The sequence below is a fragment of the Microlunatus parietis genome (assembly GCF_013407955.1).
GTDB lineage: Bacteria > Actinomycetota > Actinomycetes > Propionibacteriales > Propionibacteriaceae > Microlunatus > Microlunatus parietis.
The window spans coordinates 6,129,905-6,145,832 of record NZ_JACCBU010000001.1 but is presented as its reverse complement, the minus strand read 5'-3'; the positions used below and the strand labels follow the sequence as shown (position 1 = coordinate 6,145,832).

The 15,928-nt window shown below is 66.8% G+C and carries 15 protein-coding genes; 5 read left to right on the top strand and 10 right to left on the bottom strand.

Going from position 1 to position 15,928, the window contains the following annotated elements:
• Positions 1 to 20: 20 nt before the first annotated feature.
• The 9 genes from BKA15_RS29615 to BKA15_RS29575 form a co-directional block, all read right to left on the bottom strand.
• Positions 21 to 1,652: an extracellular solute-binding protein gene (locus BKA15_RS29615; RefSeq protein WP_179757121.1), complete on the bottom strand. Its 1,632-nt coding sequence runs from the start codon at positions 1,650 to 1,652 to the stop codon at positions 21 to 23.
• A gap of 28 nt (positions 1,653 to 1,680) precedes the next feature.
• A complete protein-coding gene (locus BKA15_RS29610) occupies positions 1,681 to 3,330 on the bottom strand; it encodes a type 2 periplasmic-binding domain-containing protein (RefSeq protein ID WP_179757119.1) in 1,650 nt (549 codons plus the stop codon).
• Between the two features lie 26 nt (positions 3,331 to 3,356).
• Entirely contained in the window at positions 3,357 to 4,313 is a 957-nt protein-coding gene (locus BKA15_RS29605) for a carbohydrate ABC transporter permease (protein ID WP_179757117.1), read from the bottom strand.
• Entirely contained in the window at positions 4,310 to 5,218 is a 909-nt protein-coding gene (locus BKA15_RS29600; protein ID WP_218871632.1) for an ABC transporter permease subunit, read from the bottom strand. The genes BKA15_RS29605 and BKA15_RS29600 overlap by 4 nt, the downstream gene beginning before the upstream one ends.
• Positions 5,219 to 5,518: 300 nt before the next feature.
• Positions 5,519 to 6,343 carry a helix-turn-helix domain-containing protein gene (locus BKA15_RS29595; protein ID WP_312879527.1) on the bottom strand — a complete coding sequence of 275 codons (825 nt, stop codon included), beginning with the start codon at positions 6,341 to 6,343 and terminating at the stop codon, positions 5,519 to 5,521.
• Positions 6,344 to 6,418: 75 nt separating this feature from the next.
• Positions 6,419 to 7,219, bottom strand: coding sequence for an alpha/beta fold hydrolase (locus BKA15_RS29590; protein ID WP_218871631.1), 801 nt, complete (start codon positions 7,217 to 7,219; stop codon positions 6,419 to 6,421).
• An 87-nt stretch (positions 7,220 to 7,306) separates the two neighbouring features.
• A complete protein-coding gene (gene clpX / locus BKA15_RS29585; protein ID WP_179757113.1) occupies positions 7,307 to 8,596 on the bottom strand; it encodes an ATP-dependent Clp protease ATP-binding subunit ClpX in 1,290 nt (429 codons plus the stop codon).
• 119 nt (positions 8,597 to 8,715) lie between these two features.
• The gene (locus BKA15_RS29580; protein ID WP_218872524.1) at positions 8,716 to 9,318 is read right to left on the bottom strand and encodes an ATP-dependent Clp protease proteolytic subunit; all 603 of its coding nucleotides are present in this window, start codon (positions 9,316 to 9,318) and stop codon (positions 8,716 to 8,718) included.
• 62 nt (positions 9,319 to 9,380) lie between these two features.
• On the bottom strand, positions 9,381 to 9,974 hold the full coding sequence (locus BKA15_RS29575) for a ClpP family protease (protein ID WP_179758777.1): 594 nt from the start codon (positions 9,972 to 9,974) through the stop codon (positions 9,381 to 9,383).
• Between the two features lie 119 nt (positions 9,975 to 10,093).
• Between BKA15_RS29575 and BKA15_RS29570 the strand changes: the two genes are divergently transcribed.
• Positions 10,094 to 10,576: a glutathione peroxidase gene (locus BKA15_RS29570; RefSeq protein WP_179757108.1), complete on the top strand. Its 483-nt coding sequence runs from the start codon at positions 10,094 to 10,096 to the stop codon at positions 10,574 to 10,576.
• A 71-nt stretch (positions 10,577 to 10,647) separates the two neighbouring features.
• Here the strand turns inward: BKA15_RS29570 and tig are convergent, their stop codons facing one another.
• Positions 10,648 to 12,039 carry a trigger factor gene (gene tig, locus BKA15_RS29565; RefSeq protein WP_179757106.1) on the bottom strand — a complete coding sequence of 464 codons (1,392 nt, stop codon included), beginning with the start codon at positions 12,037 to 12,039 and terminating at the stop codon, positions 10,648 to 10,650.
• A 170-nt stretch (positions 12,040 to 12,209) separates the two neighbouring features.
• Here tig and BKA15_RS29560 point away from each other — a divergent pair, with 170 nt between their 5' ends.
• The 4 genes from BKA15_RS29560 (at position 12,210) to BKA15_RS29545 (ending at position 15,827) form a co-directional block, all read left to right on the top strand.
• Positions 12,210 to 13,178 carry an LLM class F420-dependent oxidoreductase gene (locus BKA15_RS29560; protein ID WP_179757104.1) on the top strand — a complete coding sequence of 323 codons (969 nt, stop codon included), beginning with the start codon at positions 12,210 to 12,212 and terminating at the stop codon, positions 13,176 to 13,178.
• A 40-nt stretch (positions 13,179 to 13,218) separates the two neighbouring features.
• A complete protein-coding gene (locus BKA15_RS29555; protein ID WP_218871629.1) occupies positions 13,219 to 14,658 on the top strand; it encodes an MFS transporter in 1,440 nt (479 codons plus the stop codon).
• Complete coding sequence (locus BKA15_RS29550; RefSeq protein ID WP_179757101.1) at positions 14,655 to 15,026, top strand: VOC family protein; 372 nt, start codon at positions 14,655 to 14,657, stop codon at positions 15,024 to 15,026. Before BKA15_RS29555 ends, BKA15_RS29550 begins: the two co-directional genes overlap by 4 nt.
• Before the next feature lie 90 nt (positions 15,027 to 15,116).
• A complete protein-coding gene (locus BKA15_RS29545; protein ID WP_179757099.1) occupies positions 15,117 to 15,827 on the top strand; it encodes a tyrosine-protein phosphatase in 711 nt (236 codons plus the stop codon).
• Positions 15,828 to 15,928 lie beyond the last annotated feature (101 nt).

The window sequence follows — 15,928 nt, the reverse complement described above, 5'->3', positions numbered from 1 at the left end:
CTGGGTGAGCGATGGGGAAGTCAGCGCTGGCCACCGTTCTGCTGGAGTTGTTCTTCGTATTCCTTGCGCATCTCGTCGCCGACCTCGCTGCGCCAGGTCTTGATCAAGTTCTCCACCTCGGACTCCGGCTTCCGGCCCTGGACGATCTGCCACAGGTCGTCCAGGAACTTCTTGTCGGCCGGCGTGTTCTTCGTCGCGCTGGCGTTGGAGAACAGGCCCTCGGTCGGGTTGGTGATCGCGGTCGGCATGACCTCCGACTGGTACTTGTGCTGCAGGTCGACGTCCTCCGGCCGGCCCGGCTCGTAGAGCGGGTTCTGGCTGTCGGAGAAGTAGCCGATCGGCAGCGCGATGTTTGCCGTGCCGGTCTTGGTCTTGACCAGATCCCCGTGGGGCCCGACGGTGTGGTCGACGCCCTCCTCGCCGAACTTGCGGTACGTGAACTCCTCGGTGCCGAACGGCGCGGCCAGCCAGTTCAGGACCCGCAAGATCAACTTGATCTTGTCCGGGCTGTCCTGCTTCTTCAGGCCGGTGATCGAATAGTTCGGCCCGCCGTAGGTCACCCGGGCCGGCTCCGACCCGTCGCGCTTATAGGCCTTGAGCAAACCGAGCTTGTAGTTGCCCGTGCTCTCGGCGATGTAGCCGGCCCAGCCCAGATACCCGTCCGCGGGGTTGATCGCCACGGTCCCGCCGTTGAACATCTGCTTGAACGGGAAGGTCGTGCTCACCGAGTCCGGATGAACGACGCCCGCCTTCCAGAGCGTGATCAGATCCGCCAGCGACTGCCGGAACTCCTCGGTCTCGTACGAGTGGGTGAGCTTGCCGCCCTCTTCCCGCCACGAGTTCGGCTCACCGTTCATCCGAGCCAGCAACGTCCGGGTGGAACCGATCAGGCCGAATGCCCAGCGTCGCTTCTTCGGGTCGGTCAGGGCCTTCGCCGTCTCGAGCAGCTCGTCGAAGCCCTTCGGCTCGGTGGAGACGCCGGCCGCGTCGAACAGGTCGGCCCGGATGAAGTGGTACTGGCCGACAGCACCGCGCGGGATCGGAATCCCGTAGATGGCACCGTTGTAGATCGTCGACTTCCAGTGCCGCGTCGCCACGTTGGCCAGGTTCGGGTATTCCTTGATCGCATCGCCGGCCAGGAACTCGTCCAGCCGGGTGAACCGCTTCTCCAGCAGCGACGGGAAGTTGGCCACGACCCGAAGCTGCAGGATGTCGGGAAGATCGTTACCGGCGATCACCGTGGCGAACTTCTGCTCCCAGTCGGCGTTGCCGACCATCTGGACCTCGAGATTGATCCCGAGCCGCTCGTTCAAGCCTTGCCAGTACGAGTTCTGATCCAGCCCGGGCGGTACCGCGGTGTAGATGTGCCCGAGACCGGACAGAGTCTCGCCGTTACCCGGCTTCTCCTCCACGGACTTCGCCCGCTCGGCCGGGAACCGGTGGAAGCCGGGCAGCGTTCCGTTCACGTTTCCGGGCAGGTCCGGCTTGACTCCCTGGTACTCGATGTAGGTCGGCAACTGCACGCCGGTGTTCTTCTCGGCCGTGTTCGAGCTGCTGCCCGACCTGGTCGCGCATCCCGCAGCGGTGCCGATCAGGGCGGTCGCTCCGGCCCCGGCCAACAACGTCCGGCGTCCGAACGAGTTGTTGATCATGGATCCTCCCTGGTCCACTGAATCCGGGTCAGCCCGGCTGTCCGCCGGCCTGCTGCAACTGCTCCTCGTACTCGGCGCGCATGCCGTCGCCGCCGCCAGTGCGCCACGCCTTGATCAACTCGTCAAGCTTGCTGAAGGGATCGCGGCCCTGGATGATCTGCTGCACACCGTCGTTGAACGTCTTGTCGATCGTGGCGTTCTTGGTGGCGTGCGTGTTGGAGAACAGACCCACCGTCGGGTTGGTGATCGACTTCTCCAGCACCTTGGTCTGGTACGCGTGCTGGGTGTCGGCGTCCTCCGGCCGGCCGGGCTGGTAGATCGTGTACGGCGAGTCAGCCATGTAGCGGATCGGGATCACGGTGTTGGCGGTGCCGGTCTTGGTCAGCACCGGGTCGCCGTCAGCGTTGACCGTGTGGTCGACGCCCTCCTCGCCGTACAGCCGGTAGAGGTATTCCTCGGTTCCGAACGGCGCGGCCAGCCAGTTCAGCACCCGCAAGATCAACTTGATCTTGTCCGGGCTGTCCTGCTTCTTCAGCGCCGTGATCGAGTAGTAGCCGCTGCCCTGGTGCCAGGCCGCCAGCTCACCGCCCTCGCGCTGGTACACCGGCATCAGGCCGAGCTTGAAGTTCGGGTTCGAGGCGTTGTCCAGGATGTACTGGGTCCAGCCGGGGTAACCGTCGGTCGCGTTGATCGCGACCGTGCCGGCGTTGAAGAGGTTCTTGAACGGCAGCTGGTCGGAGAAGGCGTCGGGGTGCAGCACGCCGGCCTTCCAGAGTTCGGTCAGGTCAGTGATCGCCTGCTTGTATTCCTCGGTCTCGTACTGGTGGGTGAGCTTGCCGCCCTCCTCACGCCAGCCGGTCGGCGCACCGTTCATCATCGTCAGGTAGTTGCGGACCTGGCCCCACATGCCGAACGCCCAGCGCCGCTTCTTGGGGTCGGTCAGCGCCTTCGCCGTCTCGGTCAGCTCGGCGAAGCTCTTCGGCTCCGGCGACAGCCCGGCTGCGTCGAACAGGTCCTCCCGGATGAAGCTGTACGCACCGACCGCGCCGCGCGGGATCGGGATGCCGTAGATGCCGCCGTTGTAGACGGCCGGCTTCCAGTGCCGGGTCGGGATGTTGGCGAGGTTGGGATATTCCTTGATCGCGTCGCCGGACAGGAACTCGTCCAGCCGGGTGAACCGCTTCTCCAGCAGGGCGGGGAAGTTTGCCACGACCTGCATCTGCAGCATGTCCGGCAGGTCGTTGCCGGCGATCGTGGTGGCGAACTTCTGCGTGTAGTCGGCGTTGCCGACCATCTGCAGGTCGAGGTCGATCCCGAGGCGCTCGTTCAGGCCGGCCCAGTACGAGTTCCGGTCCGGGCCAGGCGGCACCGCGTAGTAGATGTTGCCCATCCCGGTCAGGGTCTCCCCGTTACCCGGCTTCTCCGGGACCACCTTCGGGCGGTCCTTCGGGAAGTTCCGGAACGCCGGGTCGACACCCTTGTCGCTGCCGGGCAGGTCCGGCTTGATGCCGGTGAACTGGACGTAGGTCGGCAACGTGACCGCCGTGTTCTTGGCGGCCGTGTTGGTGTCGGGGCCTGCGCCGGTGCTGCAGCCGGACAGGGCGCCGGTTCCGGCCAGCAGAGCGGCCCCACCGGCTCCGGCGAGCAACGACCGGCGCTGGAACGTGAATGCGGACATAGTGTGTTTCTCCCTCAACTCTGAAGTCAGCCCTTGACGGCGCCGATCATGACGCCCTTCGCGAAGTGGCGCTGCAGGAATGGATAAAGGATCAAGATCGGGACCAGCGCGACCACCAGGATCGCCATCTGGAGTGGCAACTGCGGCGGCAGCACCTCAGCCATGCCACCGACTTGATCACCGCCGATCGTGGTCTGGTTGACCACGAAGGTCCGGAGCACCAGAGCCATCGGCCACTTGTCGGTGCTCTGGATGTAGAGCAGGGCGTTGAAGAACGCGTTCCAGTACGCGACGGCGTAGAACAGGCCGATCACCGCCAGCACCGCCTTGGACAGCGGCAGCACGATTCGGACCAGCACGGTGAGACTGGACGCGCCGTCGATCGCGGCCGACTCGAACAGTTCCTGCGGCAGTTCCTGGAAGAACGCCCGCATCACGATCACGTTGAAGGCGTTCACCAGCACCGGCAGGATCAGCGACCACCAGGAGTCCAGCAGATTGAACTGCTTCACCAGCAGGTAGCTCGGGATCAGGCCGGGGCTGAACAGCACCGCGCCGAGCACGATCAACACGGTCGGCTTGGAACCGAACGAACCCGGTCGGGACAGCCAGTACGCCAGCCCGGCGGTCGTGGCCAGCGACAGCAACGTCCCGACCACCGTGATCGCGACCGAGATGATCACGGCCCGGGTCACCACGCCGCCGGACAGGATCGCGCTGTATGCGGCGAACGAGGCACCACTCGGCCACAAGATCATTCCGCCGCCGCTGTCGTTGATCGTCTTCTGGTCGGCCAGCGAGGTCGCGATCACCGACCAGAACGGGACGACCACCAACAGCACCGAGATGGACAGCGCGACGAACTTGACGAACTGGACCAGCGGGTTCGGCTTCTCCATCCAGACCGGCCGCTTGCTGCCCTTGACCGACCGCAGCGGGGCGTCGGAGGCCCCGATGGTCGACTGCCGTTCGAGTGTGGTCATTTCGAGTACACCCCTCGCTCGCCGAAGAGATGGGCCAACTTGTTGGCTCCGATCACCAGTCCGATACCGACGATGCTCTTGACCAGGCCGGCGGCGGTGGACATGCCCCAGTTGCCGCCGATGATGCCGTTGTTGTAGACCCAGGTGTCGAGCACCTCACTGGCCTCCAGTCCGACCGGCCCCTGTTGCAGGATGATCTGCTCGAAGCCGACCGAGAGGCTGTTGCCGAGGCGCAAGATCAACAGCAGGATGAACAGGCCCTTCAGCGCCGGCAGCGTGATGTGGATCAGCCGCTGCCAGGCGTTGGCCCCGTCGACGGCGGCGGCCTCGTACTGCTCCTGATCGATCTGGGAGATCGCGGCCAGGAAGATGATCGTGCCCCAGCCCGCGTCCTTCCAGATCACCTGCGCGGTGATCAGCGCCTTGAACAGCTCCGGGACGCCGATGATCTGGATCAGCGGCATGTCGTTCTGGACCAGGAACGTGTTCAACATGCCGGCGTTGCCGAGCATCTGCTGGAACAACGCGACCACGATCACCCAGGACAGGAAGTGCGGCAGGTAGAGGATCGACTGCAGCAGCCGCTTCAGCCGCTCCCCCGCCAGGCTGTTCAGCAACAGCGCCAGCACCAGCGGGACCGGGAACACCAGCACGGTCTGGATCACCGTCAGCGTCAGCGTGTTGACCAGCGCATTGAGGAAGGCGGTGTTGCCATCCCAGAGGAACGAGAAGTTCTGCAGCCCGACGAACGGTGCCTCGTTGATCTCCAGGTACGGCTGGTAATCCTGGAACGCGATCACGTTGCCCAACAGCGGCACGTACTGGAACAGGATCAGCGCGATCGCCCCCGGAAGCCCGAGCGCGACCAACAGCTTGTCCCGACCAAGCTTCTTGATCGGTCCCATCTTGCGGCCACCGGCTGGCGCCGACACGACTGTTGCCGTGCCGCCCCCGCCGTTCACCGTCCTTGGTAAACGCTTGCCCATCTCAGCGAGACTAGATGACCTTGCCATTGATTGGGAAGTCCCTCTTCGTCATTGGCGGCCGGGCGGCCGACTCCGGTGTCTGTTGTTGTCCTGCTGACCGTGCCCGGTCACGCAGGCTACTGTGACTCATAGCAACCGGGATGGCAAGCACATGGCAAGGGTTTGCCACTCGTTGCCAAGGGCGGCGTCCGGATCGTTATCTCGGGCTCGCGGCCGGGGTCAGGCGGGCCACGCGACGTCGTCGATCGCGAGCCACGGCGCGGCGGCCAAGGCCGTCGGCGTGAGCCCGGTAAACGTCCTGACCTCGCGGTTGAGGTGGGACTGATCGACGTAGCCGCACTCGGCAGCGACCGCGGCGGCAGCGTGCCCCGCCGCGAGCCGGTGAGCGGCGTGGTCGAACCGCACCAGTTGGGCGGCGCGCTTCGGCGTGATGCCGAGCTGGGACCGGCTGCGGGACCACAGCCGTTTGCGGCTCCAGCCGACCTCGCCGGCCAGATCGTCGACCCGCGCCTGGCCCCGGCCGGCGAGCGTACGCCGCCACACGTGGGCGACCTCGGGGCTCACCGCCCGGCGGGCGTCCAGTCGGCGGCGCAGGACCTCGGCGGCGATCGCGAACCGGTCATCCCAAGACCCCGCGGAGCGAAGCCGGTCCTCGAATCGCCCGGCGTCCCGGCCCCAAACGTCGGAGAGGGACACCATCGTCCCGGAGAGCTCGGCCGCAGCGCCCAGCACCGTGGCGGAGACGACCGGGGTCAGCCGGAGCTGGAGACACTCGCCGAACCCCTCGCCGCCGCCGCGAACCTCGCCGGGAATTAGTCCGGCGACGATGCTGCCGCGTTCCCGCCGTCCGCTCGTGTCGTAGACGATGCCTCGCTCACTGAGATCGACAATGACGGTGACGGACGGATGCGCCACCATCGCGATCTCCGCGGGTGCCGGCAGGTGCTGGCGAAACCCGGCCATGCTGACCCCCGGAAGCCGAGCCGACCGGCGCGGGACAGCTACGTCCACCCGTGACCAGTCGAAGATCCCTTGCTGCAGCACGTCTCCCAGCCTAGGTGTGCAACGCGCACTGACCTTGTCGAAGTGCCCTACCTGACCGGCTCTTGCCCGACAGGCTCAGGGAGCGAACTTGTGCCGCTTCGCGAAGTCGAGCAGCGGCCGGCTCGTCTCCGCCGGTGCCTCGATCATGGGTACGTGGCCGACGCCCGACAGCAGTTCGATCCGCGTGTTCGGCACGAGGGCGTACTGCTGGGCCGACGCTGGTTCCCAGCGCGGGTCGGCGTCACCGAAGATCACCAGAACGGGGACCTCGAGTCCGGCGAGCCGATCCGGCACGCTCCGCTCGGCGAGGTAGGCCGTGTTCTCGCGCAGCACCGCCCGCATCGTGCGGTACGTGATCGGCCTGATCCCGGCGATCAGCTCGTCCGTGATCTCCACCGCACGGGCGGTCGTCGCGCTGATTCCCTTGCGGAGCAGGGAATCCGACCGTCGTGCCCACAGGATCGGGCCGAGCGGCGGCGCCAGCAGGACGCGGATGATCAACGGCTGCGGCAGCAGCGCGTCGGGGCTCGGCCCGGTGCTGATCAGCGCGATCGATCCGACCAGATCGGGGCGCTGTTCGGCGAGCGCGGTAGCCAGGTAGCCGCCACTGGAGTGCCCGGCGACGGCGACCTGCCGCAGACCGAGGTCGTCCAGCAGGGTGGCGACGCGGCTCGCCTGTTCCGGCACCCGGAAGGACGGCACGGGCGGCGACTGGCCGCAGCCGGGGAGGTCGACCCGGATGACATGGTGGTGCTCGGCGAGTGCAGGGACCAACGGGCTCCAGAAGTCGCCGGACGCCCCGGAGCCGTGGACCAGCAGCAGCGGCGGCGCCTCCCTGCGACCGTCGTGGACCACGTGCATACCGTGTTTGATCATGAACACCACGATGCACGAGGCCCGTCCTTCAGTCTTGGACGAATGTTCCCAGCCCTTCGACAGGCTCAGGGCACGGAGGCGTCAGGGTCAGGCGGACTTCTCGCGGCGTTCGCGCTTCGGCATCTTGCTGCGCGGCACCAGGGTCGGCAGCACGTTGTCGTTGACGACTTCGGCGGTGATGATCACCTGGGCGATGTCGCTCCGGCTCGGCACGTCGTACATGACGTTGAGCAGGACCTCTTCGAGGATCGCGCGCAGCCCGCGGGCGCCGGTGCCGCGGAGCAGCGCCAGGTCGGCGATCGCCTCGATGGCCTCGTCGGTGAACTCGAGCTCGATGCCGTCCAGCTCGAACAGCTTCTTGAACTGCTTGGTCAGCGCGTTCTTCGGCTCGACCAGGATCCGAATCAGGGCTTCCCGGTCCAGCGGGCTGACCGAGGAGATCATCGGCAGTCGGCCGATGAACTCGGGGATCAGGCCGAACTTGACCAGGTCCTCGGGCCGGACGTCCTCGAACGGGTCCTCCGACTCGGGCTTGCGGGTCTCCGGATCGTTGTTGAAGCCGAGCGGCCGCTTGCCGACCCGCTGGCTGACGATCTGATCAAGACCGGCGAACGCGCCGCCGACGATGAACAGCACGTTGGTGGTGTCGATCTGGATGAAGTCCTGGTGCGGATGCTTGCGGCCGCCCTGCGGCGGGACGCTGGCCTGGGTGCCCTCCAGGATCTTCAGCAGCGCCTGCTGGACGCCCTCACCGGAGACGTCCCGGGTGATCGACGGGTTCTCGCTCTTGCGGGCGATCTTGTCGACCTCGTCGATGTAGATGATCCCGGTCTCGGCCTTCTTCACGTCGAAGTCGGCGGCCTGGATCAGCTTGAGCAGGATGTTCTCGACGTCCTCGCCGACGTAGCCGGCCTCGGTCAGCGCGGTCGCGTCGGCGATCGCGAACGGGACGTTCAGCATCCGGGCCAGCGTCTGCGCCAGGTACGTCTTGCCGCAGCCGGTCGGGCCGATCAACAAGATGTTGGACTTCTCCAACTCGATGTTGTCTTCCTCGGCCCGGCGCGCCGGGTTCGAGGCCCGCGACTGGACCCGTTTGTAGTGGTTGTAGACCGCGACGGCCAGCGCCTTCTTGGCGTTGGTCTGGCCGATCACGTACCCGTCGAGGAACTGCCGGATCTGCTGCGGCTTGGGCAGCTCGTCCAGCAGACCGACGTCGGCGCCTTCGGAGAACTCCTCTTCGATGATCTCGTTGCAGAGGTCGATGCACTCGTCACAGATGTAGACACCTGGACCGGCAATGAGCTTCTTGACCTGCTTCTGACTCTTTCCGCAGAAAGAACACTTCAGCAGGTCGCCGCTCTCTCCGATGCGAGCCACGCCGTCTCCTCACTTCCCTGTACTACGGGTTCCCGGTACGGCCGAAGCCGTGGGCGGTGTGTCGGGGCTTCGCTCCACAGTAACCCGGGCTCCGGACGATGTGGAACATATTCCAGCGGTCAGGCGGGGACGGCCTTCAACGACGTCAGGACGTCGTCGATGATTCCGTATTCCTTGGCCTGTTCGGCGGTCAGATACTTGTCCCGCTCGATGTCACGGCTGACCTCCTCGGCTTCCTTACCGGTGTCCGAGGCGAGCATGTTCTCCATCAGGGCCCGGATCCGGAGGATCTCCTTCGCCTGGATCTCGATGTCGGAGGACTGGCCGTACCCGCCCTCGGTCGCCGGCTGGTGGATCAGGATCCGGCTGTTCGGCAGCGCGAGCCGCTTGCCCTTGGTGCCGGCGGCCAGGATCACCGCGGCGGCCGAGGCGGCCTGGCCGAGGCAGACCGTGCGGATGTCGGGCTTGATGTAGCGCATCGTGTCGTAGATCGCGGTCAGCGCCGTGAACGAACCGCCCGGCGAGTTGATGTAGATCTCGATGTCGCGTTCCGGGTCCATCGACTGCAGACACAGCAGCTGCGCCATCACGGCGTTGGCGATCTCGTCCGAGATCGGGGTGCCGAGGAAGATGATGCGATCTTCGAAAAGCTTCGTGTACGGGTCGATCCGGCGCATCCCGTAGGAGGTGCGCTCCTCCCACTGCGGGATGTAGTAGTCCATCCGCGGGGCGTAACTGGTCGGGTCGCCGCCGAACGTGCTGGGATTCATCGGGTACTCCTTCTTCACTGGGTCGGCGACTCGGACGGGATCTGCGCGGCCGAGGTGAACACGTGGTCGATGAACCCGTACTCCCTCGCCGCCTCGGCCGTGAACCAGCGGTCCCGGTCGGAATCTCGCTCGATCTGCTCCAGCGTCTGGCCGGTGTGCTCGGCGATCAGGTTCTGCATCACCGACTTGATGTGCAGCGACTGCTCGGCCTGGATCTTGATGTCGCTCGCCGTACCGCCGAGACCGCCGGACGGCTGGTGCATCATGATCCGGCTGTGCGGCAGCGCGTACCGCTTGCCCTTGGTGCCGGCCGACAGCAGGAACTGACCCATCGAGGCGGCCAGACCCATCGCCACCGTCGCGACGTCGTTCGAGATCCAGCGCATGGTGTCGTAGATCGCCATGCCGGAGTCGACCGAGCCGCCGGGGCTGTTGATGTACAGCCAGATGTCCTTGTGCGGGTCCTCCGCGTTCAGCAGCAGCATCTGGGCACAGATCGCGTTGGAGTTCTCGTCCCGGACCTCCGTGCCGAGGAAGATGATCCGGTTCCGCAACAGCGACTGATACACCTGGTCGTCGAGACCGAAGCCCCCGCTGCGCTCTGCCATCAGTTCTGCATTCACGGGGACGAACCTACCCGCTGGGCACCTCGCGGCAGAGGGCATCCCGGCCCTGTTCGCTGACGGCGCACGCGGGGCGCGGGAGAGTCGCGGCTAGATTGGTGATCATGAGCACCCTGGCGGACTTCTCCGCGACCGCGATCGACGGCACCGAGCGGCCGCTCGGCGAGTACCTCGGCAAGGTCGTCCTGGTCGTGAACACGGCCTCCAAGTGCGGTTTCACGCCGCAGTACGACGGCCTGCAGAAGTTGTACGCCGAGCACGCCGACGCCGGTCTGGTGGTGCTCGGCTTCCCGTGCGACCAGTTCGGCCACCAGGAACCGGGCACCGAGGCCGAGATCGACGAGTTCTGCCGGGTCAACCACGGCGTGACGTTCCCGATGTTCGCCAAGATCGACGTCAACGGCGCCGACGCCCACCCGCTCTACACCTGGCTGCGGTCCGAGAAGGGCGGCGTGCTGGGCGACGCGATCAAGTGGAACTTCACCAAGTTCCTGATCGGCCGGGACGGCGAAGTGATCAAGCGGTACGCGCCGCAGACCACCCCGGAGCAGCTCGAGGGCGACGTCGAGAAGGCCCTCGCCGCATAACGCACTGAGCCTGTCGAAGGTGCAGAGCCGGATGATCCGGCTTGCCCTTCGACAGGCTCAGGGAACGTTCGTTACTTCGCGACCGGCTCTTCGGCCTCGACCTCGTCGGCCTCGATGACAGGATCGGCCAGCGTGCCGTCCGGCTGCAGCCGGTCCAGCTCGACCCGCTCGCCGTTGGCGTCGGTGACGGTCGCGGCCTCGACGACCAGGGCCAGCGCCTTGCCGCGCCGGATCTCGGTCATGTACTCGTTCACGTGGTGCGGGTGCTCCTGCAGGTGATCCGCGATCTGCTGCGGGTTGCTCCCCTGCTGCTGCGCCAGCCGGACGATGTGCTGGGTCAGGTCGTTCTGGTCGACCGGGACCTCACGCTCCTCAGCCAGCTTGTCCAGCACGATCTGCGCCTTCAGCGCGTCGGCGGCCCGCTTCTCCACGTCGGCCCAGAAGGACTCCTCGCTCTCGGCTTCCTCGGACTCGGTGAGGTACTGCTCGAGCGAGAGCCCGGCCTGGCCGAGCTGACGGTTGATCTGCTCCTTGCGGGCCTCGACATCGGCGGCCAGCGCACCCTCGGGCACGTCGAAGTCGATCTTGCCGATCAGGTCCTCCAGGACCTTGTCGCGCGCCTCGCTGGCCTGCTCCAGCCGGCTCATGTTGATCAGCCGGGTCCGGATGTCGTCCTTCATCTCGTCCAGCGTGTCAAACTCCGACGCCAGCTGGGCGAACTCGTCGTCCAGCTCGGGCAGGTTCTGCTCGGCGACCGTGGACACGGTGACCTTGATCTCGGCGTCCTCGTCCTTGTGCGGCCCGCCGACCAGCTTCGAGGTGAAGGTCGCCGACTCGCCGGCGGACAGGCCGGTCACGGCCTCGTCCAGACCCTCCAGCATCGAGCCGGAGCCGATCTCGTACTCCATGCCCTCGGCGGTCGCGTCCTCGAGGACCTCGCCGTCGACGCTCGCCTCGAGATCGATCGTCACCACGTCACCCTCGGCGGCGGCCCGCTCGACGGTCTCCCGGGAGCCGAACCGCGCCCGCAGCGCGTCCAGCTGCTCGGTCACCCGCTCCTCGTCGACCTCGAGCGCGTCGACCGTGGCGGCCAGCGACTCCAGCTCGGGCAGCTCGAACTCGGGGCGCACCTCGACCTCGGCGGTGAACTCGAGCAGGTCGTTGTCCTCGAGCTTGGTCACCTCGATGTCGGGCTGGGCCAGCGGGGACAGCTTGTTGTCCGAGACGGCCTTGCCGTACAGGCCGGGCAGCGCGTCGTTGATCGCCTCCTGCAGCACCGCGCCGCGGCCGTACCGCTGGTCGATCACCATCGGCGGCACCTTGCCCTTGCGGAAGCCGGGGATGGTGATCTGCTGGGCGATCGCCTGGTAGGTCTTGTCGACGCTCGGCTTCAGTTCGTCGAACGGGACCTCGACGGTGATCTTGACCCGGGACGGGCTCAGCTGCTCGACGGTGCTCGGCACGTACAGACTCCTGGTGGAAGGAATGGCATCAGTTCGGGTCCAGCGCAGGCCGAAGATACGCCTCGCCAGAGACCGGACCATCCTACGGTCGGCGTCCGAGGGCGCCAAATCCCGCGCCGTACGCCCCGAGTAGGGTCACCAGCGACAACTTGATCAGGGAAAGGAAACCCGTGACGACGCGATTTGGAGTTTTCGTTCCGCAGGGCTGGCGGATGGATCTGGCCGACATCGCCGAGCCGGTCGAGCAGTACGAGGCGATGACCGCCGTGGCCAAGGCCGCCGACGCCGGTCCGTGGGACTCGATCTGGGTCTACGACCACTTCCACACCGTTCCCGAGCCCACCCAGAACACCACCTTCGAGTGCTGGACCGCGACCTCGACACTGGTCCGCGACACGACCCGGGTCAACGTCGGCCAGATGGTCGGCTGCAACGGCTACCGGCACCCCTCGCTCTACGCCAAGATCGCCTCGACCGTTGACGTGGCGAGCCACGGCCGGCTGTACGCGGGCATCGGGGCCGGTTGGTACGAGCACGAATGGAAGGCGTACGGCTACGAGTGGCCGGAACTCAAGGACCGGATGGGCGCTTTCCGGGAGGCCGTGCAGATCATTCACAAGATGTGGACCGAGGACAACCCGACCTTCGCCGGGAAGTACTACTCGATCGACGGTCCCTACAACGAGCCGAAGGGCGTCCGGAAGCCGCACCCGTCGCTGTGGATCGGCGGCGGCGGCGAGAAGGTGACCCTCAAGCTGGTGGCGCAGTACGGCAACGCCGCGAACATCGGCGGCGGTGACCCGGAGACGCTGAAGCAGAAGGCCGCGATCTTGAAGGGCCATTGCGAGAACGTGGGGCGGGACTACGCGGAGATCATCAAGTCGACCAGCCTGAACGTCTATCCGATCGCCGACGGCGAGGACAAGGCGAAGGCCGAGGAGAAGGCGTTCCGCGGGCTGCCGCCGACCTGGCGGGAACGCTACGGCGACCCGGTGAAGACCGTCTCCGAGATCAAGGCCGAGGTGGAGCAGCTCGTCGAGGCCGGCGCCGACTACGTGATCTGCTACATCCCGGCGCTCGCTTACGATCATGAACCACTGCAGCGCTTCGCCGAGGAGATCATCCCGCAGTTCGGTTGATCAACGCGAGGGGTCGCCGCTGGGCCTACCATCCCTGCTTGTGAACGACTCTTCGACAACGGCGGCCGTCCGACCCGTGGTCCGGACGGCCGCCGACGTCGCCCGGCTGGTCGCCGACCGGCCGCGGCCCAGCAAGGGCGCGGCGGCTGTGGTGATCTTGGCCCTGGGCGGCATCTTCATGGACGCGTACGACTTCTCGTCGATCGCGTTCGGGATCACCGAGATCCGGCGCCAGTTCGGGCTGGACGCGCTGATGACCGGCGTGGTCAACGCCGCGATCATGGTCGGCTCGGTGGTCGGCGCCTCGGTCGGCGGCGTGCTGGTGGACCGGCTCGGCCGCTACCGGCTGTTCATGGCCGACATGGTCTTCTTCGTGGTCGCCGCGATCGGCTGCGCGCTGGCGCCGGACGAATGGTGGCTGATCTTCTTCCGGTTCATCATGGGCATCGGGGTCGGGCTCGATCTTCCGGTGGCGATGGCGTTCCTGGCCGAGTTCTCCTCGCTGCGCGGCAAGGGCAACCGGTCCCAGCGGGTGAACGCCTGGTCGCCGGCCTGGTACGCGGCGACCGGCTTCGGCTATCTGGTGGTGCTGATCGCGTTCCTTGCGCTGCCCGAGTCGGGCCAGCCGCTGCTGTGGCGGATCGTGGTCGGCTTCGGCGCCGTGCCGGCGCTGGTGGTGCTGCTGGTGCGGCGCCGTTTCCTCAAGGAATCGCCGCAGTGGTTGGCGAATCAGGGCGATCTGCGCGGCGCGGTGGACATCCTGCGCTCGGCGTACGACATCGACGCGGAGTTGGCGCCCGACGCGGTGACGGCGCGCCGGACCACCCCGACGGCCAATTGGAAGGCGTTCGCCCGGCTGTGGTCGCCGACCTATCGGATCCGCACCATCGTCGCGCTCTGCGTCAGCGTCTTCTCCACGTTCGGCTACAACGCGGTGGCGTACGGCACGCCGTTGATCATCTCCACCCTGTTCCAGCAGGGCCCGTTGATCACCATCGGCTCCTCGCTGGTGATCAATCTGCTGTTCGGCGTGGGTGGCGGCCTGGTCGGCGTCGCGCTGGTCAGCAAGGCCGGGGCGCGCCGGCTGGCACTGGTCGGCTTCGCCCTGCAGGCGGCGGCGCTGTTGATCTTGGCCGTGGTCGGGATCCCGACCGGTCCGCTGATCGCGGTCGCCGTCGGCATGCTGGCGCTGTTCATCTTCGCCCAGGCCGGCGGGCCCGGTGCCCAGCTGATGTCGTACGCGACGTTGAGCTATCCGACCAGCCTGCGCGGCACCGGCGTCGGCTTCAACGAGGCGGTGAAGCGGGTCTTCTCGGTGATCTCGCTGTTCTTCTTCCCGATCCTGGCCGGCGCCTTGCAGTCCGGAGTGTTCTGGATCATCGCGATCTTTCCCATGTTGGGGGTGCTCGCCCTGCTGGTGTTCCGCTGGGATCCGGTCGGCGTCGACACCGACGCCGAGGAGTACCGTTCCCAGGCATGATCGATCATTTCGGGCTCCAGGTCGCCGACATCGCTGCCAGCGCGGCCTTCTACGACGCCGTGCTCGGGGCGCTGGGCCAGCGGCGGGTGATGGATTTCCAGGTCGCGATCGGTTACGGCGATGATCAACATCCGGACTTCTGGATCGGCCAGTGGGAGGACCGGGTGCCGAACCGGCCGACCCACCACGCCTTCGCCGCCAAGGACCGCGACGCCGTACTCGCCTTCTCCGAAGCCGCGAAGGCGCTGGGGATGGAGGTCCTGCACGAGCCGCGGATCTGGCCCGAGTATCACGAGCACTACTTCGCCGCCTTCGTCCGCGACCCCGACGGCAACAACGTCGAGGCCGTCTGCCACTCCCCCGGCTGAGTTTCCGACGGGGCTCGCCGAGGACCAGTGCATGGGGTTGCCGCTGGCAGCCCGCGAACTTTCGTGGTCGGATGAACTGTGCCGACACCGATGAGCTTGAGCTGGCCGGACTGTCTCAATGTTCGTGATCTTGGTGGGCTGCCCACTGCGGACGGCGGGCGGATCGCGGCGAGGGCGCTGATCAGGTCCGACAATCTGACCCGGCTGACTCCAGCCGGGGTTGAGGCCGTCAGAGCGGCCCGGCTCGGCCGGATCGTCGACGTCCGGACCGACTGGGAGTGCGAGCACTACCCGACGCCATTCGCGGGTGACCCGCTGCACTGCAACCGCCCGCTGCACCGGCACGACGATCCGTACGATCCGGCGCTGAGCCTGGAGCAGACCTACATCGCGGGTCTGGAGCTCCGGCCCGAAATGTACGCAGCCGCGATCGAGGCGATCGCGTCCGCGCCGGCCGGAGCCGTGCTGGTGCACTGCCACATGGGCAAGGACCGGACCGGGATGATCATCGCGCTCGCCCTCGGCCTGGCGGGGGTCACGGCCGACGTGATCGCGGCGGACTATGCGGCCGTCAGTGATCGCCTGCTGGCCCACTTCGACGAACTGCTCGCCGCAGTCCCGGACCCGACCCAGCGGACCCAGCTGGCCGAGGAGTTCAGCAGCCGCGCGGAGACCATGATCACGGTGCTTGATCATCTCGAGCAGACGTACGGCGGCGTCGAGGCGTATCTCCGGCACGCTGGGCTCGGCGACGACAGTCTCGGCCGGCTGCGGGCGCGCCTGGTGGGCGCCACGGCCTGACCGGCGAGCACCACGTGGTCCGCAACCCCGTGATCACCCTCGCCCCGGACGTCGCATCGCGAGCAGGAAGTTCAGGACGACCGGCCACACGTCCGACGGGT